At 62.4% G+C, this 21,882-nt stretch carries 18 protein-coding genes; 8 read left to right on the top strand and 10 right to left on the bottom strand.

The annotated features are described in order from the left end of the window. The first annotated feature begins 137 nt into the window (after nucleotides 1–137). Complete coding sequence (locus tag AX703_RS03395) at nucleotides 138–1,484, top strand: globin-coupled sensor protein (protein WP_062342637.1); 1,347 nt, start codon at nucleotides 138–140, stop codon at nucleotides 1,482–1,484. Between the two features lie 55 nt (nucleotides 1,485–1,539). Here the strand turns inward: AX703_RS03395 and AX703_RS03390 are convergent, their stop codons facing one another. The 3 genes from AX703_RS03390 to AX703_RS03380 form a co-directional block, all read right to left on the bottom strand. Continuing rightward, nucleotides 1,540–3,288, bottom strand: a complete 1,749-nt coding sequence (locus AX703_RS03390; RefSeq protein ID WP_062342634.1) for an amidohydrolase family protein — start codon at nucleotides 3,286–3,288, stop codon at nucleotides 1,540–1,542. A 113-nt stretch (nucleotides 3,289–3,401) separates the two neighbouring features. Continuing rightward, entirely contained in the window at nucleotides 3,402–4,712 is a 1,311-nt protein-coding gene (locus tag AX703_RS03385) for an FAD-dependent oxidoreductase (RefSeq protein WP_062342632.1), read from the bottom strand. Nucleotides 4,713–4,793: 81 nt separating this feature from the next. Then, a complete protein-coding gene (locus tag AX703_RS03380) occupies nucleotides 4,794–5,612 on the bottom strand; it encodes an alpha/beta fold hydrolase (protein ID WP_039334795.1) in 819 nt (272 codons plus the stop codon). A 277-nt stretch (nucleotides 5,613–5,889) separates the two neighbouring features. Between AX703_RS03380 and AX703_RS03375 the strand changes: the two genes are divergently transcribed. Then, nucleotides 5,890–8,400, top strand: a complete 2,511-nt coding sequence (locus AX703_RS03375) for an EAL domain-containing protein (protein WP_231735347.1) — start codon at nucleotides 5,890–5,892, stop codon at nucleotides 8,398–8,400. A gap of 4 nt (nucleotides 8,401–8,404) precedes the next feature. On the opposite strand, the gene rlmN is transcribed toward AX703_RS03375, so the two are convergent. Then, nucleotides 8,405–9,703 (bottom strand): 23S rRNA (adenine(2503)-C(2))-methyltransferase RlmN, encoded by a 1,299-nt coding sequence (gene rlmN, locus AX703_RS03370; protein WP_062342628.1) that lies wholly within the window; start codon nucleotides 9,701–9,703, stop codon nucleotides 8,405–8,407. A gap of 237 nt (nucleotides 9,704–9,940) precedes the next feature. On the opposite strand from rlmN, the gene AX703_RS03365 reads away from it, so the two are divergent. Beyond that, nucleotides 9,941–10,612 carry an outer membrane protein gene (locus AX703_RS03365; RefSeq protein WP_062342626.1) on the top strand — a complete coding sequence of 224 codons (672 nt, stop codon included), beginning with the start codon at nucleotides 9,941–9,943 and terminating at the stop codon, nucleotides 10,610–10,612. A 52-nt stretch (nucleotides 10,613–10,664) separates the two neighbouring features. On the opposite strand, the gene AX703_RS03360 is transcribed toward AX703_RS03365, so the two are convergent. From AX703_RS03360 to AX703_RS03335, 5 genes are all read right to left on the bottom strand, one after another. Then, nucleotides 10,665–11,147, bottom strand: coding sequence for a hypothetical protein (locus tag AX703_RS03360; protein ID WP_039334801.1), 483 nt, complete (start codon nucleotides 11,145–11,147; stop codon nucleotides 10,665–10,667). Next, the gene (locus tag AX703_RS03355) at nucleotides 11,144–11,323 is read right to left on the bottom strand and encodes a DUF4169 family protein (RefSeq protein ID WP_039334804.1); all 180 of its coding nucleotides are present in this window, start codon (nucleotides 11,321–11,323) and stop codon (nucleotides 11,144–11,146) included. Before AX703_RS03355 ends, AX703_RS03360 begins: the two co-directional genes overlap by 4 nt. Further along, nucleotides 11,323–11,952 carry a phosphoglycerate mutase family protein gene (locus AX703_RS03350; RefSeq protein WP_039334971.1) on the bottom strand — a complete coding sequence of 210 codons (630 nt, stop codon included), beginning with the start codon at nucleotides 11,950–11,952 and terminating at the stop codon, nucleotides 11,323–11,325. Before AX703_RS03350 ends, AX703_RS03355 begins: the two co-directional genes overlap by 1 nt. Before the next feature lie 16 nt (nucleotides 11,953–11,968). Continuing rightward, entirely contained in the window at nucleotides 11,969–12,454 is a 486-nt protein-coding gene (gene greB / locus AX703_RS03345) for a transcription elongation factor GreB (RefSeq protein ID WP_039334807.1), read from the bottom strand. Nucleotides 12,455–13,094: 640 nt separating this feature from the next. Continuing rightward, nucleotides 13,095–15,104, bottom strand: coding sequence for a lytic transglycosylase domain-containing protein (locus tag AX703_RS03335; protein ID WP_062342624.1), 2,010 nt, complete (start codon nucleotides 15,102–15,104; stop codon nucleotides 13,095–13,097). 100 nt (nucleotides 15,105–15,204) lie between these two features. On the opposite strand from AX703_RS03335, the gene dapA reads away from it, so the two are divergent. From dapA to AX703_RS03310, 5 genes are all read left to right on the top strand, one after another. Continuing rightward, on the top strand, nucleotides 15,205–16,086 hold the full coding sequence (dapA, locus tag AX703_RS03330) for a 4-hydroxy-tetrahydrodipicolinate synthase (protein WP_062342622.1): 882 nt from the start codon (nucleotides 15,205–15,207) through the stop codon (nucleotides 16,084–16,086). A gap of 86 nt (nucleotides 16,087–16,172) precedes the next feature. Continuing rightward, entirely contained in the window at nucleotides 16,173–16,655 is a 483-nt protein-coding gene (gene smpB, locus AX703_RS03325; RefSeq protein ID WP_039334817.1) for an SsrA-binding protein SmpB, read from the top strand. A gap of 104 nt (nucleotides 16,656–16,759) precedes the next feature. After that, nucleotides 16,760–17,320, top strand: coding sequence for a DUF2062 domain-containing protein (locus AX703_RS03320; protein ID WP_062342641.1), 561 nt, complete (start codon nucleotides 16,760–16,762; stop codon nucleotides 17,318–17,320). Next, nucleotides 17,320–19,761 carry a response regulator gene (locus AX703_RS03315; protein WP_062342621.1) on the top strand — a complete coding sequence of 814 codons (2,442 nt, stop codon included), beginning with the start codon at nucleotides 17,320–17,322 and terminating at the stop codon, nucleotides 19,759–19,761. The genes AX703_RS03320 and AX703_RS03315 overlap by 1 nt, the downstream gene beginning before the upstream one ends. 356 nt (nucleotides 19,762–20,117) lie before the next feature. Next, complete coding sequence (locus tag AX703_RS03310) at nucleotides 20,118–21,431, top strand: site-specific integrase (protein WP_197423599.1); 1,314 nt, start codon at nucleotides 20,118–20,120, stop codon at nucleotides 21,429–21,431. 9 nt (nucleotides 21,432–21,440) lie between these two features. On the opposite strand, the gene AX703_RS03305 is transcribed toward AX703_RS03310, so the two are convergent. Then, entirely contained in the window at nucleotides 21,441–21,770 is a 330-nt protein-coding gene (locus AX703_RS03305) for a hypothetical protein (RefSeq protein ID WP_156451894.1), read from the bottom strand. Nucleotides 21,771–21,882: the final 112 nt, after the last annotated feature.

Genomic DNA, 21,882 nt, shown 5'->3' with positions numbered 1-21,882 from the left:
GAAAATGCAGCCCAATGGCCACACCCGATTTTACACCACATTGACGGACGCGACCTCAACGACTGGGCGGGTCGTCAAGCTAACCCACTGATACCACTCAACTTAGTTTCGGATCGGGCTCTGAGATCGCATCGGCGTTGCGCAAGCACGCACCGCCTGCACTGGACAATCTTTACGACCAGATTTCCGCAACCCCGGAGACATCCCGCTTCTTCGGTTCGCGCGCTGCGATGAACCATGCTCGTGACAAGCAGATAGAGCATTGGGCCGGGATGTTTGGCGGCTCTGTCGACAAAGCCTATTTCGACAGCGCCGAGCGGATTGGCAACGTGCATGCTCGGATCGGACTTGAGCCGGGCTGGTATATTGGCGCCTATGCCTCCGTGCTCGAGAACATCGTAAACAAGATGTTCGCAGGCTTCACGGCAATCTTCCGTCGGCGGCAGTTGGCCAGGTCTGTCGGTTCCATGATCAAGATGGCGCTGCTGGACATGGAGGTGGCGCTTTCGACGTACTTCAAGGCCGAGGAAGCTGCGCGAGTTGCGGTCATCGACGAAGTGAGCGCAACCTTGCGCGCGATGGCGGAAGGTGATTTTGCCACTCCGGTGCCGGATTTGCCGACAGCGTTTGCGGAACTGCAGAAGCATCTCGACGGCATGCGGGTCCAGGTTTCAGGCGTGTTGCGCAACGTGGCCGACACATCCGGCTCGGTTGACGTCGGGGCCAAGCAGATCCGCCAGGCTTCCGACGATCTGGCGCGCCGTACCGAACAGCAGGCGGCGAGCCTGGAGGAAGCATCGGCGGCGGTCACTGCGCTGGCCTCGACCGTCAATACGACGGCAGGCGATGCGGCGCACATGCACGATTCGGTGCAGCAGGCGCATGGCGAGGCGATGCGCGGCGGCGAAGTCGTCAGCGAAGCGGTCCAGGCCATGAACGATATTCACAATTCGGCGCAGGAGATCGGCAAGATCATTTCTGTCATCGATGGCATCGCGTTCCAGACAAACCTGCTTGCGTTGAACGCGGGCGTAGAGGCGGCCCGTGCCGGAGATGCTGGCCGGGGGTTCGCGGTCGTGGCCACCGAGGTTCGCGCGCTGGCGCAGCGCACTGCAGACGCCGCCCGGGATATCAAGCACCTGATAACGGCCAGTTCGACGCAGGTAGAGCGCGGGGTGAGCCTTGTGGGGCAGACCGGGGATACCTTTGCCCTTATCGTGGAGCAGGTCGGCCATGTCGCCCAGCTTGCCAGCAGCATCGCCGCGATGGCGCAGGATCAGGCTGGCAGCATTGGCCAGGTTCGCGAGACCGTGCGTGAGATGGACACCATGACCCAGCAAAACGCTGCGATGGTCGAGGAAGCCACGGCAGCGGCACGAAGCCTTGCGGGCGAGGCCAACCGCCTGTCTTCGCTGGTTTCGCAATTCAGGCTTCAGGGCAACTTCGGCCATTCTGCGAATGCAACGTTCCGCAACGCTGCCTGAATTAACGTGAAAGCCGGCAGGCCCGCCCCCGAATGAAGGGGCGGGCCTGCTTGCGTCATTCTGCCGCTTCGAGCAGATCCGCCCGCTGCGGGCCGCGGATCAGCACGCCCGGCGTCGCCCCGGTCCATTCTCCCTTGCGGAACGTCACCTTGCCGCCCTTGATGGTATAGTCATACCCCTCGGCCTTCTGGAGCAGGCGCTTGCCGCCCGCAGGCAGGTCAAACGCCAACCAAGGTTTGAGCAACTTGATGTTGTCGAAGTCGATGATGTTGATATCGGCCAGGTATCCCGGTGCCAATATGCCGCGATCGTCCAGCCCGTAGAGCCTCGCCGTATCGTGGCACTGGCGCTTCACGGCATGTTCCAGGCTGATCCTGCCGCCACGCTGGCGATCCCGGACCCAATGCTGGAGCATGAACGTCGGACTGGCCGCGTCGCAGATCGTTCCGCAATGCGCTCCGCCATCGGAGAGCGAGTTCACGGTATCTTCGGATGCTTGCAATGCCTCCAGGAAATCGAGGTTGCCATCGGCGTAATTCAGGATCGGCAGGTAGATGAAGCCGGTTCCGTCATTCTCCATCAGCTTGTCGTAAGCATAGGCGTCCGGCGCAACGCCTGCCGACTTTGCACGGGCGAGCACGCTGGCTTCGGCCTGCGGCTCGTAATCGAAGCCGTCGTCCATGATGAACTGGTTGTGCCAGCCTTGCGAGATCATCATGAGCAGGCCGATGATGTCGCTTTCCGGGTACTCGTTTGCTTCGGACAGGACTTTCTCGCGGAAGGCCGGGTCCTTGAGGTGGGCGAGTTGCTCTTTCCAGGGCAGGTCGGCGATCGCCACATAGCTTGGCCGGAAGCGGAAGGGATGGATCGTGCCCTGCCAGGCCATGATCACGCCGTTTCCGCGCAGAGCGATCTGGGCGACGATGTTTGCCCCTTGCGCGTTCTGGCGGCGCATTTCTGCAATCTGTTCCTCAAGCGGCAGTTCCTTGGCGATGGACTGCAGCGCCGCATAGGTGACGGGCAGCCCGGTCTCACGGCTGAGCGCCCCCATCCAGCCGAACTCATCCCATTCGCGGCGCATGTCGGAAGCCATTTCGAACACGCCATGGCCAACACGGCCCATCGCGCGCCCGATCTCGATCAGCTCTTCCGCCGTGGCCGTGGTGCCGGGGACCACTTCGCCATCGACCGACTTGTGGATCACCGTGCGGCTGGTCGAAAAGCCGAGCGCGCCGGCACGGACACCTTCCTCGACGATCTCTGCCATCTTGCGGATGTCGTCCTCGGTCGGGATTGCACCCGGTTTCTCGCGATCACCCAGCACATAAGCGCGTACCGCCCCGTGCGGCACGTGCGTGCCGATATCGACCGCGCGCGGCATCTTCTCCAGCGCATCGAGGTACTCGGGGAAAGTCTCCCAGTCCCAGGTCATGCCCTCGGCCAGCGCAGTGCCCGGAATGTCTTCCACGCCTTCCATAAGGCCGATCAGCCAATCGTGGCGATCAGGCGCGGCGGGGGCGAAGCCGACGCCGCAGTTGCCCATGACCACGGTGGTCACACCATGCCAGGAAGAAGGCGCCATTTCGGCGTCCCAAGTCGCCTGACCATCGTAGTGCGTGTGTACGTCCACCCACCCCGGCGCAACGACACGGCCGGTGGCATCGATCTCCTCGGCAGCATCGCCGCGCACAGTGCCGACGGCGGCAATTAGGCCATTCTTTACGGCAACGTCACCGGTAAAGCGCGGCGCGCCGGTTCCGTCGACGATCGTCCCATTGCGGATGATCATGTCATAGGCTGGCATAAGCTGGCTCCTTCTCCCCGCGCAGGCCGACTCAAGCTGGTCGCCTGTCGCGTTAACCGGGCGATTAAGTCAGAGGTTTGCCCGACGGTCAACTGTGCGGGCGGAGCGTTGCATCAATCATGGCCGCTGGCCCTAATCATCTCTTCGACGTCCACGAATTTCTCGCGCGGAGCATCGTCCCGTGCGCGCAACGTTTCGGCTTCCTCAATCTTCTTCCAGTCGTCGAAGCTGACCACGTCCAGCTTGCGGGCCGCTGCGAGGGCATCGAAGCCAACGCGCCCGGTCTTGCGTTGGCTCTGGGGAAAGTCCTCGGCGATCATTTCGACGATGCCGAAGCCATCCGGACGGTTGGTGCCGATCGTGCCCGAAGGCCCCCGCCGCGCCCAGCCCACGCAATAAAGGCCGGGGAGGATGCGCCCTTCGTCATTGGCAAAGCGGCCGGCGCCATCATCGAAGGGCACGCCTTCGATCGGCGAAGTCTGGTATCCGATGCACGAGATCACCAGGTTCGCCGGAATTTCGTAGAACTCGCCTGTGCCGACCGCGCGGCCCGCCTCGATACGCGTGCGCTCAACGGAAATCGCCTGCACCTGGCCTTCGCCCATCAGCCCCTGGGGCGAGGCGAAGAAATCGAATTCCACCTCCAGCGGCAGGTCGGCGCGATGGCTTTCCGGGATGGCCGCGAAAGAGCGCAAATGTGTCACGGACTTGCGGATGCCCGGTTCAAGCAGCGCGTCTTCCACTTCTTCGGGCAAGTCGCGCGGATCCACCCACGGGGCGGTGCGGGAAAGGTGGCCAAGCTCACCCAGTTCCTTGGGCGTCATCATGATCTGGTGAGTTCCGCGCCGCCCGAGAATGACAATTCGCTTGATCTTCGAGGCCATCAGCCGTTCAAGCGCGTGCGCCACGATGTCGCTTCCGGCAAACTCCTCGCGCGTCTTGGAAAGGATGCGCGTCACGTCGAGTGCGACGTTGCCCATGCCGATGACTACGGCGGTGTGGCCGGACAAATCAGGATCGAGCGCGGCGAATTCCGGGTGGCCATTGTACCATCCGACAAAAGCAGCGCTGCCGAAGACGTTTTTCAGATGGTCGCCGGGAATGCCGATGTCCTTGTCACGTGGCGCGCCAGTGGCAAGCACGACCGCGTCGTACAAATCCTGCAGTTCCGCGATCGAGACGTCCTGGCCAACCTTGACGTTGCCGACGAAGCGCACGTTGTCGGCAAGCGCGGTCTGTTCATAGCGCCGGGTTACGCCCTTGATCGACTGGTGATCCGGCGCGACCCCGAAGCGAATGAGGCCGTAGGGCACCGGCAGCATGTCGAAGATGTCGATGCGGACGTCATCGCCCCACTGCTTTTGCGCGGCTTCCGCGGTGTAGTACCCGGCCGGTCCCGAACCGACGATCGCGATATGCCGCATGGCCTCTCCTCAGCCTTTCGAGTCTTGCGTCGATGCTATCGTCAAGACAGCAAAAGGAAAGCGGGCCAGCGAGGTTCACGATCAGCCGCGGTGGATATCCTCGTCCAGGAAGGCGCGCAGCTTTTCGATGAAGCGGTCACGCTGGGACAGCATGAACAGGTGACCACCGCCGTGGAACATCTCGATCCGGCTGTGGGGAATGGCATTGTGAAGGAAATGGGCATTAGAGGCCGGAACCAGCTGGTCCTCCTCGTCGGCCATGATCATCACCGGCATGGACAGAAGCGGCAGGAACGGCACGCTGCTCCATGTCGCAAACGCCATCATCTGATATGAGAAGCCGAGCGGCGAGGGCGCCTTGGCCGCATTGAGCGAGACCTTGCCGCTGCCGCCACCATTGTAGATCGAGGCGAGGTTCCGGCGCAGTGTCCGCTCTACCGTGTACTCACGTGGATCGGACAGGTGGGCGAGCATGGAGCTATTGCCGGGTACCATGGTCGCGCCGCCGGACGCCGTGGCCGCAAGAACGATCCGGCCGGTCCGTGCGCGGTGCTGGAAGGCGAATTGCTGGGTCAGCGCGCCGCCCCAACTGATCCCGAGGATATCGACCTGTTCGATGCCCAAAAGATCGAGCAGCGACGCCGTGGTCAGCGCCATGCTCGGAATCGTATAGGGCAGTACTGGATCGGGCGAGCCACCGATGCCCGGCATGTCGAAGCAGATCACCTCGCGCTCTGGCAGCGCCCGGGCGACGGGGGCAAGCAGTTCGAGGTTCATGCCGATACCGTTGAGCATGAGCAGAGGGCGATATTGGCCTCTTCCGGCCCCTTCGTGCCAGCGCGCAATGTTGAGACGACGTCCGGCAACGCCGATCTTTGATTGTTTCGGTGTACTGTTCACTATGACCCCACGCTACAGCCGCTGACTAGCACCTTCGCACTCGCAGCAAAAGTACACGAATGCGGATCGCTTAACGCTTTCTCAAAGCACGGTCGTGCAAACACGCGCCATGCCGGGAGACGCTGAAACTCAACCAAACAGGCAAACTGCCACGCGCGACTTCGCGCGTACGCGTCGGCGGGAACGTCCTGTCGTCCCGGCAGCGCCCGAAGCAGGGGCCAGTTTTCTGTTTGGCAGCGATTCGGCGAACCGCCTGATAGCGCCGGAATGGCCGCAAATGGCCTATGTCATGCTGGTGCTTCCGCTGCTGGTTGCCGGTTTCAACCTGGTAATCCCGAACCCGCTTGCAGCACTCCTGGCGGTTGTCGCCGCTATTGCGGCGCACCTTTCGAAGCTCGCGGTGCGCCGTGAAGCGCAAAGCGAGATGGAGACCGGGCAGCGGATGGCGCTGATGGGCGTGGCAGTTGCCTTGCCCATGTTTCTGTTTGGCTCTGCCATGGGCGTCTGGGGCACTTCGGGTCAGATCGATTGGTTCTACTGCCTCGTCGCAGTGGCAACTGTTTCGTTGCTGGCGACAGTGGTGCTCTCGGGCCGGTTGGTCGGCGTACTGGCGGCTCAGATCTCCGTGTGGTCGGGTGTCACCTGCGTAGCCAGCACGTTCGGCGGCTACTTCTCTTTGCTGGTAGGTGTTGCGATTGCCGTCGCAGCCTACCTGCGCCAGCGCAAGATCGACCTGCTGCTTCGCGAGAAGCTGGAGAACGACCAGCGCGCTTCCACCCGCGCACAGGAAATTCTTTCCGATTATGAAGAGACGGGGCAGGGCTGGTTCTGGGAAACTGATCGTCGTGGTCAGCTGACATATCTTTCCACACCCGTTGCCGAGATTCTCGGTCGCAAGGTCGACGATCTGATCGGCCGTCCCTTTGCCGAGCTGTTCAACCTGTCCGAGCAATCGGGCGAAGGCGAACGTACGCTGGCCTTTCACCTCTCCGCGCGATCCAGCTTCGGCGAACTTGCGGTGCGGGCAGCGACAGCGGAAGAGGAACGCTGGTGGTCGATCACCGGCCGGCCGACCTACGACACGTTCAACAACTTCACCGGTTTCCGCGGCTCGGGCACGGATCTTACCGAAAAACGCCGTTCGCAGGAGCATGCTTCGCGGTTGGCGCACTTTGATTCGCTGACAGGCCTGTCCAACCGCTTCCGCATGTCGCAGACGCTGGAGAAGATCCTTCTCGCTCCGCAACTGCATCAGCGCGCCTGCACGGTCTTCCTGCTCGACCTCGATCGCTTCAAGCAGGTGAACGATACGCTAGGCCATCCCGCCGGCGATGCGCTGCTCAAGCAGGTCGCGCAGCGTCTGGAGCGGGTCGTGGGCAAGATGGGCCGTGTCGGCCGCCTCGGTGGCGATGAATTCCAGGTGATTTTGCCTGGCAAGATCGAGCGCGAGCAACTTGGCCATCTGGCCCACCGCATCATTGAGAGCCTGTCGCAGCCTTACTCAATCGAGGGCAGCCGCGTGATGATCGGCGCCTCGGTCGGCATCGCGCTGGCGCCGGACGATGGCGTGACCAGCGAGGCGCTGATCCGCAATGCCGACCTGGCGCTCTATGCCGCCAAGGATGGCGGACGCGGACGCTTCCACTTCTATGCGCCGGACCTGCACAGCGATGCCGAAGAGCGCCGCCAGATGGAAGAAGACCTGCGCGATGCGGTCTCGAATGGTGGTCTTGAGCTTTACTATCAGCCAGTCGTGCAGACAGCGACCGAGAAGATTACCGGATTCGAGGCGCTGCTGCGCTGGAACCACCCCGAGCACGGCTGGATCAGCCCGAGCCGTTTCATTCCCATCGCAGAAGATACCGGTCTGATCGCGCCGATTGGCGAATGGGCGCTGCGCACCGCTTGTCAGGACTTGGCGCGCTGGCCCGATAACGTGCGCGTAGCGGTAAACGTCTCGCCGCTACAGTTCGCCAATCCGTCGCTTCCAGTGATCGTCACAAACGCGCTGGCGAGTTCGCAGGTTGCAGCAGAACGCCTCGAACTGGAGATCACCGAAAGCGTGTTTCTCAATGACGACGAGGGCACCGACCAGATGTTCAAGTCGTTGAAGGCCATCGGCGTGCGCCTGGCGCTGGACGATTTCGGCACAGGGTATTCCTCGCTGGGCTACCTGAGGTCTGCGCCGTTCGACAAGATCAAGATCGACCAGAGCTTCGTGCGCGGCGCCACCCAACCCGGCAGCCGCAACGGCGCGATCATCGCCTCGATCGTCAGCCTTGCCGAGGCGCTGGGCATGGAAACGACGGCCGAAGGGGTCGAGACCCTGGACGAACTTGACCTGGTCCGGATGCTCGGCTGCAGCCACGTGCAGGGCTATATCTACGAGCGTCCGCTATCGGCTATGAACGCCGCTGCCCGTCTTTCAACCGGCCTCATGGCTATCGCGCAAGGGCCACGTTCCGCGCGCGCCGCGCGCCAGTCCATGCTGCGCAAGGTCGTCCTCGATCACGGCGGCCATCGCTACAACGCGATGGTCCGCAATATCAGCCAGACCGGGGCGCTGATCGAAGGCTTGTGGAACGTGCCTCCGGGAACGATCTTCCGGGTACTGTTGGCAGAGAACCACGTGGTTACGGCAACCTGCCGCTGGTCAAGCGATGACCGTATGGGCGTGGAATTCTCCATGCCGCTGCGGCTCGACGAGGGCGGGCGCATCGCTGCCGTATCGGGCACTCCACCGGTCAGAAACGAACCCGAACCGGTCGTTCAGCGCAAGGTTGGATGACTGCTCAGCCGAGCGCGGCCATCTTCTCTTCAGCAAGACGGTCGAGTTCGGCGCGGCTCTTCTTCTCCGCTGCCGTCTTCAACTGCCCGCAGGCTGCGTCGATGTCGCGCCCGCGTGGCGTGCGTACCGGTGCGCTGATCCCGGCTTCGAACACGATATTCGCGAAGCTCTTGATCCGCTCCGGGCTGGAGCACTCGTAGGGTGCGCCGGGCCAGGGGTTGAACGGGATCAGGTTGACCTTGGCCGGCAACTTGTACTGACGGATCAGGCGCACCAGCTCGCGCGCGTCGTCGTCGCTGTCGTTCTTGTCCTTCAGCATCACGTACTCGAAGGTGATGCGGCGGGCGTTCGAAGCGCCGGGATAGTCAGAACAGGCCTGCAGCAGTTCGTCGATGCCGTACTTGCGGTTGATCGGCACGATCTCGTCGCGCACGTCCTTGGTCACCGCGTGGAGAGAGACCGCGAGGTTCACCCCGATCTCCTCGCCGCAGCGCTCCATCATCGGCACGACGCCGCTGGTCGAGAGCGTGATGCGACGCTTCGACAGGGCGAGCCCGTCGCCGTCCATGACCAGCTTGAGCGCATCGCGCACATTGTCGAAATTGTAGAGCGGCTCCCCCATGCCCATCATCACGATGTTCGTCAGCAGGCGACCATCGGGGGTATAGGCGCTGGCAGCCTCCTCGTCCTCATCGTCGAAGTCGAGCCCGGCCATCGTACCGCCAGCCTTGGGCCATTCGCCCAGCGCATCGCGTGCGAGCATGACCTGGCCGACGATCTCGCCCGGGGTGAGGTTGCGCACCAGGCGCATCGTGCCGGTGTGGCAGAAGCGGCAATTGAGCGTGCAGCCGACCTGGCTCGAAACGCAAAGCGTGCCGCGATCGGCGTCGGGGATGAACACCATCTCGAAATCGTGCTTGTCTGCCGTGCGCAGCAGCCACTTGCGCGTGCCATCGGTTGAAACCTGCGCCTCGACAATGTCCGGGCGGCCGATGACGAAGCGCTCCGCCAGCCATGGGCGCATCGTCTTGGCGATGTCGGTCATCGCTTCGAAGTCGGTCACGCCGCGATGATAAAGCCAGTGAAACACCTGCTTCGCGCGCAGCTTGGCCGCTTTGGCATCAAGACCCGCGGCTTCGAATAGCGAGGCGATCTGCTTCTTCGGCAGGCCAATGAGGTCCACCCGTCCATCCTCGCGCGGCGTCACCTCGCGCGGCACGGGCACGGGATCAACGTGCCCAGCAATGGGCATGTTGGCGGGAAGCGAAGGGCTGGGATCGATCTGGCTCTGCATCGCGCGCATATAGTGATTCGTGGCCCCGGGCGCAAACCGAGGCTCGCGCGAACGCCTTGGGGGCCGCGGTGTTCCAGCATTTCATCGTTCGTGCGCTGCACTTCATCGAATTTTATGTGGCTGAAATGTCACGGTTTCCTGTTGTGTGAGGTTCAGGAAACCGGATGCAGTTCCGCTCATTCCACCGGTCACTGTCGGGTCGCAACGACAACAGGACCGGCAGGAAGTTTTCGAATGGAGTGAGACATGAAGAAGATCTGCGCAATTCTCGCCGCCGGCACCGCCATCGCCGCCGCCCCTGCGTACGCGCAGGACGCTACCCCTGCCGAGGCGTTCAGCGGCTTTCGCGCTGAAGCTCTCGTCGGCTACGACCACAACCGCTCGGGCAGCACCGAAGACGTCGACGGCGACCGTGATCTGAAGCAGTCGATCGACGGCGTCGAATACGGTGCCGCCATCGGTTACGATATCCCGCTTGGCACCAACCTGGTTGCCGGCGCCGAAGCCGAAATCACCGACAGCAGCGCCAGCTGGGACAACAATAACGACCAGCCGAACGTGTTCAATCTTGGCCGCGTCGAAGCCGGTCGCCAGTACTATGTCGGCGCCCGTCTTGGTTACGCGATGAGCCCGAGCACCATGGTCTACGTCAAGGGTGGTTACAGCAACGCCCGTTACAACCTGCAGGGCACGAACGGCACGACCAATCTGCGCCAGCGCCTTGACACCGACGGCTATCGCGTCGGCGCGGGCGTCGAGCAGAACATCGGCACCAACGCCTTCGTGAAGCTCGAATACAAGTACGCCAACTACAGCGAAGGCGAATTCGACTTCAACGGCGACACGCCGGACTCGAGCCGCTTCAACATCGACACCGACCGTCACTCGGTGACTGCTGGCGTCGGCATCCGCTTCTAAGCTTCAAGCTTGAAGACAAGGGAAGGGCGGGCCGCCAGGGCTCGCCCTTTTCCTATCCGGCGCACCCCAGCGCCGCTGCATCCATGGCAGAGGCTGCACCGCCAAGCGTGTATACATCGCGGAACCTCCGTCCGTCCGCCCCTTGCGCCGTCACCACCACGCGCGGCGCGCTGCGCAAGGCGGCTACGATCCCGGCGTTGGCGCGCTGGTCCATCGGCCAGGCATCGGCCTGTCCCGCCTGCAGCGTGAAGTTGGCTTCGGGAAACGAGACGTTGACCGACGACCCCGGCGCCAGGCGCCTTGCAAGGCGCAAATGCACTGCACCGCGAATGCCGCGCTTGGGCCAGTAGCCCACGGTGAAGTAGGGCTGGAAAGTCTGCTCCCGCCCGTTGACCTTCTCCGCCATGGCAATCGCATAACAGCGCGGCACACCCGGATCGCGAAACGCGCCCCAAGTGCCGAACACGCCCAAGCTGTCGCGCGCGACGGCGGTCCCGCCAAGCACCAGTGCTGCCAGAACCAGCAGCCGCCTCACGGCTCCTCCCGTTTCGCGCCATCGAGCTGTCTTGCTGCTCGTTCCGCTTCTTGCGCCTCGCGCAGCTTTTCGCCCTTGGTCCGCCCGAACTTGGCCCGGTTGGCCTGCGCCTCAACCTCGCGCGAAACCCGCGCCTTGGCCTTGCGCGCTGCTCGGAGATTGACGACATCGCCCATCAGGCGTGCTCGATCCCGCGTTCCGAGCCGAACAGGACCGATTCTTCGCCGTCCTGGATCAGCGCAATTGAACCTTGCACGAGCGACGGCGCAATTGGTGCGCCGTGAAGGGGATGCACCGGATAGCCCGCCATGATCCCGCGCAACACGCGGCTGGAGATGCCGTGCATCACGACGATGTGATCGCCGCTCTCGTCGGTCAACCCCTCGAGCCAGCGGTTCAGCCGCGCCGCAATCATCGGGTAGTCCTCGCCATCGGGCGCCGGACGCAGCAGGTGGTCTTCGATCACGATCGGGCCGACCTCGTCCTCGACATCACTGTAGGATCGGCCGCACCACGATCCCATGTCGATCTCCTTGAGATCCATCGTCCGCTGCCCGGCGAACCAGTCTAGCCCCAGTTCCTCGGCAATCAGCGCCGCCGTCTGCAAGGCGCGCCCGGTGTCGGAGATATGCAGCGTCACTTGTGGTCGCTCGCCCAGTTCGGCCCGCAGCGCGCAGCCCATCGCCACCGCCTGCTCGAAGCCCTGCCGCGTAAGCGGCGTGTGGATGTGGTTCGCCTGCAGCCGACGCGTCGCATTATAGACCGTCTCGCCGTGGCGCATGATGTAGAAGCGACCCCGTTTCATGGGAACGCTCATAGCGCTAGGCTTCGGGATAGGAAACGCTCATGATTTCCCACTCCTTCTCGCCCGAAGGCAACCGCACCACACGCAAATCGCCAACCCGCGCCCCGCGCAAGGCCTTGGCAATCGGCGCGCTCCATCCGATCAGCCCCTTCGAGGCATCCTGCTCGTCATCGCCGACCAAGGTCAGAACCTTGCGGTTGTCGTCCTCGTCGGCAATCTCGACACAGGCTCCGAACAGCACGCGCGACCGATCCTCCTGCCGCGCGGGATCGACCACCCGCGCCGCCTTCATCCGCCGCGCAAGGAACGCCAGTTCCCGATCAATCTCCCGCATCCGCTTGCGGCCATAGAGATAATCGCCGTTCTCCGACCGGTCGCCGTTGCCGGCAGCCCAGCTAACGATTTCGACGATGGCCGGGCGCTCAGTGCCGAGAAGGTGGTCATAGCGCGCGCGTAGTGCCGCAAATCCGGCGGGAGTGATGGGGTGACCGTCAGGTTTCATGCCCCGTTTGTGGGCGAGGACGAGAATCTAAACAACAAATCCGCCCCATTTTTCCGCAGGACAAATGGGGAGGGGGACCGCCCGCGAAGCGGTTGGTGGAGGGGCAAGAGAAAGAATCCCTCCGTCACCGGCTGCACCGCTGACACCTCCCCGTTTGTGCTCCGCAAAAACAGGTAGGATAGAGAACTGCGGCCTCAACACTAACCCATCCCGGGCTTGACCCGGGATCCCGCTTCTCAAGCGCCAGACCGAGGGATTGTATACCTTCGGCCGCCGAAAAACTCTCCGAACAGCGTTCTCACCTGCTCGGTCGAAAGGCTTTGCTCCGGCACCCTCTTAAAGGCGGCCCGTATCCGATCCCGTAGTGAAGGCATGGCCTGTGCCTCTTGCACAACACGCGCCGAATACTCGGTGGTCGAATCTGCCGTGAATGAGGCAAGCGTTAATAAGCTGCCACTGCGTGCCGTGACTGACCAATACAACCCGCAACGCTTGGCGCGAATGTACCTCTTCGGTTCAATCGTCAGAGACGCGATCTCGCCATTGTCGAACTGGTCCAGTCCGACCATTGCAGCATGAAGCTCTTCTTCCGACCGTATACCATGCTCAAAATACCTGCCCAAGATCAGCGTAGCCTCGCTCACCCCGGTTCCCGCTTCCCGATAAAGTAGCTCATCGGATTGCTCCCGCGATAGCTTGCATACTGCGGGTTCATCGCCTCATAGACCACCGCATTTTCCAGCACGCGCTGGACGTAGTTGCGTGTCTCGGAAAGCGGGATCTTCTCGATCCATTCCACCCAGTCGATACCGCCATTGCGCGGATCGCCATTGGCGCGCAGGAACTTGTTCACGTTGCCGGGGCCAGCGTTGTAGGCCGCCACGGCCAGTGGCCAAGAGCCGCGATAATAGTCGAGCATGCGCGCGAAATAGCCCGAGCCGAGCTGGATGTTGTATCCTGCATCCTGCGTCAGCGCCGAAGCGTTGTACGACAGCCCCAGCTTGCCCGCCTGCTCATTGGCCGTGCCCGGCATCAGCTGCATCAGCCCGCGCGCGCCGGCATGGCTGACCGCGTTCTGCGCGAACTGGCTTTCCTGCCGGCTGATGGCGTGAATGCCGGTCCACTTCGCCTCATAGCCCGGCGGCACGGGGATCAGCGGGAAGGCGATGTGCTGGAAATCGAGGTAGCCGCGCGCCGCCGCTGCCTGCCCGACGATCACGCCGAGGTCGCGCCGCCCCAACTCACGCGCCAGGTTCGCCACCATCATGTGCTGCGCTTCGGTCTGCTGCTGCTCGGCCACTTCCTTGAAGAAGCGTACGGTCGTCTTCCAGTCTCCATTGCGGGCGACCTCGCGCACGGCCAGTGTCAGTGGCTGGCTGTAGAAGCGGCTACGTTCATCGGGTGAGGGTTGGACGTTCGAGTCCCTGGCAAATTGCGGCACCGGACGGCCCAGCCTCTCGAGCGCCAGCAAGCCATAGAACTGGTCGCCATACTGCGCCGCCATCTCGAAGTACCGCCGGGCTTCGGCCTGCTGCCCGGCCCGTGCTGCGGCCTTTCCGGCCCAGTAGAAACCCTTCGAGCGCGTCCCCGGCGTGCGCGCCGCGGCGCCATAGCGCCAGAACAATGGCGCCGCCCCGGCATAATCGCCGGTGTTGAAATACCCTTGCGTTCCGCCCAGCCACATCAGCGAAGTATAGTCGTCGCGCAGCCCGTAATTCAGTTGGCTGACGTCCTCACCGGGAGCAAAGGCGTCATCAATCCCCGCCGCGATCCGCATCGCCGAACGGGCATCGCCCGACGTCGCCGCACCCCGTGCATTGACCAGCAGTTCCTCGACCCACTTTTCGCGGTCGAGCGGTAGCCGGGCCAGCAACGGGCGGTTGGCGAGCAGATCGCGCGCCGCTGCGCCCTGGCCAGACTTGCGCAACTGGCGCACGCGCTGGAAGATGAAACCGGGATCGGCGTTGAACTGCTGCGCCGGAACGCCCGCCAGAATGCCGTAGGGATCGCCCCCCTGCATCGCCGCCAGTCGCGCCCCGTCGATGCCCTTGCGCGCAGGGCTGACCCACACGATCTGCCGTGCCGCCTGATCAGTCGATCCAGACCACAGCAACGCATCCATCCGCGCATCGTGATCGTCGGGCGTGAAGCTGGTGCCCCATGCGGCGAGCAGAGCGGCCTCGGCCGCATCGGTCATCGCCCCACCGCGCCAAGCCGCCCGCGCGGCTTCCCGCGCTTCGGGCCGACCGAGCTGCGTTAACGCCAGCGCATATTGGGCGCGGCCAAGGTTGGTCAGCGGCGGCTTCTGGCTGAAATAGGCAACCAGCCGCGAAGGCTCGGCAAAATCGCGTTCCAGCGAAAGCTCGGCATAGCGCCGCAGCTTCTCCTCGTCGGGAAAGCCGGGATACGACAGCACGAAATTCGAGTAATCGGAAAAGCTGAAGCGGTTGGAACTGGACAGCAGCTTCCATCGTTCCACAGCAGCCATCATCGGCCCACCCTGACTGGCGGTGAGATTGGCGCGGGCGCGGTCCCAGTCGGATCCATCGGCACCGCTCGCGTGCACTGCGCTCGAGGCGACCACCGTCTGGAGCAGAACCCCGGCAAATCCCCAGCGCAACATCAAGGCTTTCACGTCCATGCCGGACATACTATGGAGCGGCTCCTTATCACGCGCTGAACAGGCCCCCAGCGGGTTCGGATCACGATGAACCGAACTGCATCATGGGGTAAATTGAGGGGTATTGTCCATGTTTTCCGGCTCGATTCCGGCCCTAGTGACTCCATTTCGCGATGGAGCGTTTGACGAGAAAGCGTTTCGCCGCCTCGTCGACTGGCAGATCGAGAACGGATCGTCGGCGCTGGTCCCCTGCGGCACCACCGGCGAGGCATCGACCCTGTCCAATGCCGAACACCACCGCGTCATCGAAGTCTGCGTCGAACAGGCCGCGGGCCGCGTTCCGGTAATTGCCGGCTGCGGCAGCAACGATACGATGAACGCGCTGCTGCACATGAACTTCTCGAAGAAGTGTGGTGCCCAGGCGGCGCTCTGCGTCGCGCCATATTACAATCGGCCAAGCCAGGCGGGCATCATTGCTCACTTCAGCTACCTTGCCGAGCACAACGACCTGCCGATCGTGCTCTACAACGTGCCCGGCCGTACGGTGACCGACATCCTGCCGGAAACCGTGTGCGAGCTGGCCAAGCGCTATCCCGAGAAGATCATCGGCATCAAGGACGCCAGCGGCGACCTGTCGCGCGTCACCGATCATCGCATGGGCATCGGCAAGCACTTCTGCCAGCTTTCGGGCGACGATGAATTGGCGCTTCCGGCCAACGCTGCCGGTGCCGTGGGCTGCATCTCGGTCACCGCCAACGTCGCGCCGAAGCTCTGCGCCGAGTTCCAGGCCGCTTGTGCCGCCAACGATCTCGAAAAGGCGCGCGAGCTTAACGACAAGCTCTATCCGCTCCACTACGCGATGTTCGAGGATGCCTCGCCCGGCCCGGTCAAGTACGCGCTGAGCCGCGTCTTCCCGGATATCTCGGACGAACTGCGCCTGCCCATGGTTCCCTGCAACGACGCGGCCCGCAAGGCGGTCGACGCGGCGCTGGAGCACGCCGGTCTTATCTGACGCGTCGCGTCCGGAAAACTGCTGCCCGACAAAGTGCGAAGTTCCCCTTCCGCTTTGTCGGGCCAGCGCCTACATGCAGCCGCATCATGGCTCGTCCCGTTCATCCAGAATTCGACAAGAAGAAGATCGTCGCCGAAAACCGGCGCGCCCGCTTCGAATACTTCATCGAGGAGAAGTACGAGGCCGGCATCGTACTGACCGGGACCGAGGTCAAATCCCTCCGTTTCGGTGAGGGCTCGATTGCCGAAAGCTATGCCGAGGTGAAGGGCGGCGAGGTCTGGCTGGTCAACTCCAACGTGCCCGAATTCAGCCACGGCAACCGCTTCAACCACGTGCCCAAGCGCCCGCGCAAGTTGCTGCTGAAGGAACGGCAGATCGCCAAGTTCACCGGCGCAGTGGAGCGCAAGGGCATGACGCTGGTTCCGCTGTCGATCTACTTCAACAGCCGTGGTCGCGCGAAAGTCGAGCTCGCGCTGTGCAAGGGCAAGAACGTCGCCGACAAGCGCGCCACGATGAAGGACCGCGACTGGAAGCGTGACAAGGCGCGGATCATGAAGGACCACGGCTAGGTCGATCCGGGTGATGCACTTCACCGACCGGCAAGGAAATCCGGTCTAAGCGAACAAACGGGCCCGTGGCGGGGCGGACGGGAAACGGATACAACAGACGCGCAATGTTCGAGCGGATCGTCAACTGGGCGCGGGCCAACATGCCAACGCGCGAGCAGATGGAGCAGAACCGCTTCGCGCGCCCGCTTGCCGCCCGGCATGAACTGTGGCGCTTCACGCGCCGTTCGGTGCCACGCGGGGTCGCAGCCGGACTGTTCATCGGCATCTTCGCGCTGATTCCCGGCATCCAGATCATAGGTGCGGCCTTGATGTGCGTGCCGTGCCGGGGCAACATCCCGCTCGCCGTGCTGATGACCTTCATATCGATCCCGCCGACGACGCTGTTCGTGTTCCTCCCCGGCGCCATTGCCGTGGGCAACAGCTTTGGCTTTCATGCCGATTTCTCGACCGTGCAGGCCATGGTTACCAAAGGCGCGGGCATTGGCGAATGGCTCGTCTGGCTTGGATCGGATGCGGCGCCGTCCCTTGTCATCGGGCTTTTCCTGATTTCGGTCGTTTCGGCCGCAATCGGCTATGTCTTTGCAGCGTTCGGTTGGCGCTGGTGGACCGCGCACAAGCGCAAGGTGCGCAACATGCGGGCCGCGGCGCGGGACTTTCCCGACTGATGGCGAGCGTGGTCAGCGAAGGGGGGGCTGTGGTCACGCCCACCGTGCCCTTGCGCGATTGGCTCATGTTTTCAGGCGCGGTTGCGGTAAGCGCTGCAGCGCTTTGGGGGATCTCCGGCCAACCGCTGCTCGCCGCCGGGTTTGCAGGAGGGGTCACTGTCATCGGCGCAGCCTTGCGCGTTTTGCTTCGCCCCCGCCAGGATGCAGTTACCGAGGATTTCGCCGCTCCGGATTGGACGGTCACCAATGCCGCGATCGCGCGCGACGATGTGGGCATCGCCATCACCGACAGGGCAGGGCGGCTGGTCTGCGCCAATGGCCTGATGGGGGCCTGGTTCGGTATCACCGCCGCACCGCCACGTCTTCCGGTCGAGCGCGGCTCGGTCGAGTTGCTCGAAGCTGCAACGCGAGCCGCGTGGCGAGATGGCTCTGCAAAGGCCGACGGCGTTGCGTCCAGCCAAGGCACGTGGACGGCAGAGATTCAGCGCGTCGGCCGGGGCGAGGACTACCTCGTCTGGCGCTTCGTGCCGGTCGTCACGCAGGATCTTGTGGCAGACATGGCGGGGCACATCGCCGGCAAGGTCGGCCGCGCTCTCGCCCGCGAGGGGCTGCAGGCGGCCGTGGTCTCGCCCGAAGGCGTGATCCTCGCGGCCAACGCAGCCTTCGCCCAGCGCGCGACGGGTTCGGTCAGTGCCCAGATGGCAGGCGCCGATTTCGTCTCGTTCCTCGCCAGCGACGAAAGCGACCGCATCTACTACGCCCGCGAGGGCGGCAAGGGCACGCCTGTCAAGCTCGTCCACGTGCCGGTGGCCGACCCCGATGGCGTCGCCAACACCGATCCATCACGCACAACTTCGCTGTTCCTTCTCATTGACAACGGCGGCTTCGGGCAGGGCATCGGCGATGTCACGGCGGGCCTGCCGCAGATCGAGGCGTTGCTCGCCCGCCTGCCGCTCGGTCTGGCGATGACCGACCGTGACGGGCGCTTCCTCTTCGCCAACGCCGCATTCCTGCGCGCTGCTGGCCATGACGACACGATCCCGCCGCCGTACCCGTCGGACATTGTCATCCGGGAAGACAAGGGCGCGCTGGTCGATGCCGTGCGCCGCTATGCGCAAGGGCAGGCAACCGCAGGCGACGTGGCAGTGCGCTTGCGTGCCGCACCTGACGAGCCGGTCTCGCTCAGCCTTGCGGGCGTGCGCGGGCTTGGAGAAGGGGCCGTCCTTCTAAGCCTCAAGGATTCCTCGGAAGAAACCCGGCTCAAGCGTGAGATCGCCCAGGCGACCAAGATGCAGGCCGTCGGCCAGCTTGCCGGTGGCGTTGCGCACGATTTCAACAACGTGCTTACCGCGATCATCGGCTACTGCGATCTGATGCTGATGCGCCATACACCTGGCGACAGCGATTACGACGACATCCAGCAGATCAAGGCGAACTCGAACCGTGCAGCCTCGCTCACGCGGCAGCTTCTTGCGTTCTCACGCCAGCAGACATTGCGGCCGCAAGTGCTGCAACTGCCCGACGTAGTCGCCGAAGTCTCCGCGCTGCTGAAGCGTCTGATCGGCGAGAAGATCACGCTGGAAGTCGTGCACGATCGCGACCTTGGCTTTGTTCGTGCGGACCCCACACAGCTTGAACAGGTGCTGCTGAACCTCGCCGTCAACGCGCGTGATGCCATCAATGACAAGCTTGCCGCTACGGGGGCCAAGGGCGGTGGCGTGGTCAAGTTGATGACCCGGCGGGTGACGGCGGCTGACGTCCGCGCGATGAAAAGCGAGATCCTGCCGCTGGGGGATTACACCGCGCTTGTCGTCGAAGATAATGGTCACGGCATCAAGCCGTCGCAGATCGGCAAGATCTTCGAGCCGTTCTTCACCACCAAGGAGAAAGGCAAGGGCACCGGCCTTGGTCTTTCCACCGTGTACGGCATCGTGAAGCAGTCCGGCGGTTTCATCTTTGCCGAAAGCGAGGTGGGCAAGTTTACCCGCTTCAGCATCTATCTCCCGGTCCATGTACCCGATGCCAGCGAAGCGCCCGCGCGCCAGTTGGCAAGCCCCGAACCGAAGCGGGAATGGTCAGGCGGCGGTCGGATTCTTCTGGTTGAGGATGAGGACACCGTTCGTGCCGTTGCCGAGCGTGCGCTCGTGCGCCAGGGCTATGAGGTGACCACGGCGGCCGACGGCGAGGAAGGGCTCGAGGCGATCGGCCGGGGGCAGTTCGATCTGGTCGTGTCCGACGTCGTCATGCCGACGATGGATGGCCCGGCCATGGCCCGTGAGATTCGGGCACTCCGCCCGGGCATGCCGTTCCTGTTCATGTCGGGCTATGCCGAGGAGCAGCTTCGCCGCGAGATCGATATCCCGAACATGCATTTTCTCGCCAAGCCTTTCTCCGTCCAGCAGATTTGTGACGAGGTGGAAAAGGTCCTCAGGGCCCGCTGAAGACTCCGGGGATTCCGAACATCGTCATCATCAAGGTCACAGCGTTTCTGCGCGCCTCCGTCCCCGACCCGACCATCCATCGAGTTGTCTCGACGAGACCATCGAGGAGCGGGCAACACAATCGCGCTAGTGCCTTACGGATAACCTGTCACGTCTCGCCGCGCTACGTCGGGTCAGGTAAACGACGCCACGAGGTCATTGGAGGGCCGGCATCCCATCGTATGAAGTGGCGGAGCGGGAGTCCGCCAAGAAAGGGACCCCCCACCCCCCTTTTGAAATCCGACCCCACCTATTTACGTTATTTATCAATATATAAACTTTCCAGCCAATTGCACCCTGTTGCATTCCGATGCGACATGCTGCACAATTTTTTGGTAGGTTTATGGTGGGTAGGTATGCCGGTCACAGCAAAAGAATTGAGCGTCAAGGAACTGGATTCCCGGATTGCGGCGGCGATAGTGTCAATGTCCGAAACTGGGCAGAAGCATAACACCCGCTTCCCCGTTGGCGGTCGTCCAGCGGGCTTGATGATTCAGGTTACACCCGCCGGGTCCGCTTCGTGGATTTTTCGCATCGTCCAACACGGCAAGCGAATGGAGCGCGGGCTTGGACCCTACAACATGTCAGACCCGAAGCGGTCCACAACGCTGGCACAAGCGCGGCGCATGGCTGCTGATATTAAGGCCGGTCGCGACCCTGTGGCCGAACGCAAGGGGCAAGAGCGTCCCGTGACGTTCGCCGATGTCGCTGATGCATTCCTAAAAGCAAACAAGGACGGTTGGAAAAACGACAAGCATAAGGCGCAATGGGAAAGCACCTTAGCGACTTGGGTTTTTCCGCATATCGGTCACAAGCCAGTCGCGATTATTGACCGAAACGCGATCGAAGCGATCCTAAGGCAATCGGTCGCAAAAGCAGGTGGGGGAGAGTTTTGGAATGTGAGGCGCGAAACGGCCTCGCGCGTCCGACAGCGAATTGAAAAGATAATGGCCTACGCAATGGCGCGAGATTATCGGAATGACAATCCAGCGGCTTGGCGCGGATGTTTAGAGCCGCTAATGGGTGGGAGTAAGGTACAACCAAAGCATCACGCATCGTTGCCATATGCCGAAGCATCTGCATTCATGACGGAATTGCGCAAGCGTGACGGGACGGCAGCGAAAGCACTGCAATTCACCATTCTAACGGCTGCACGTTCTGGCGAAGTGCGAAATGCAGAATGGATGGAAATCGATTTGCAGCGCAAACTGTGGACGATTCCAGCCAATCGTATGAAGGCAGGGCGAGAACATGTTGTGCCGTTGTCAGACGCGGCTGTTGCGCTACTTGAGGCAACACCTGAAAACGAGCGAAGCGGATTTGTGTTTCCCGGAGCAAAGGAAGGCAAGCCGCTATCGGACATGACGCTTGCCGCCGTTCTGAAGCGCATGGAGCGTGGCAACTTAACGGTGCATGGCTTCAGGTCCACTTTTCGCGAATGGGCCGGAGAAACAACCGGACACCCGCGCGAAGTCATTGAACACGCCTTGGCGCATCAGTTGGCGGACAAAGCAGAAGCGGCATATCAACGCGGCTCACTGTTGCCGAAGCGCATTCGCCTGATGGCAGATTGGGCGGGCTATTTGACGGAAAAGAGCGCGGTCAATGTCGTTATAGTGGCGAAAAGGTAGCAATTTAGGTTATTCCCTATCTGCAATGCCATCGCCATTGCAGTCTAACTTGCCGAGTCTGTAATTTTCTATCCATATGTCGTTTACTAATTCGCAGGAGGTCACCATCTTCACAGCTTTCCTCATTTGATCACGCCTGATGGTAGATCGTCCCATTTTTATCGCCGTGGGGGCGGATTTATTAAAAACTTTTACCTCATCATCGCGAATGAAAACGCGGTATGTGTTGCCATCGACATCAATCTTGACACTCTTTTCGCCAGCAAAGGCAGGCATTGCCGCAAATAACGCGAGAAAAGCTGGAAAAATGATTCGGTATTTTCGTAGCATATTAGGCACCTCAAGTAATCATGCGAGACTGACAGCTTAATTGAAATCTTTTCCGTTGCAAACTGTTGACAGCCATTGCGATTTAGGGCAGCTTGGTTGATAGCCAACCTAGCAGGATAGC

It is taken from the genome of Novosphingobium sp. CCH12-A3, from assembly GCF_001556015.1.
GTDB lineage: Bacteria > Pseudomonadota > Alphaproteobacteria > Sphingomonadales > Sphingomonadaceae > Novosphingobium > Novosphingobium subterraneum.
This window is presented reverse-complemented; position numbering and strand designations above follow the sequence as displayed.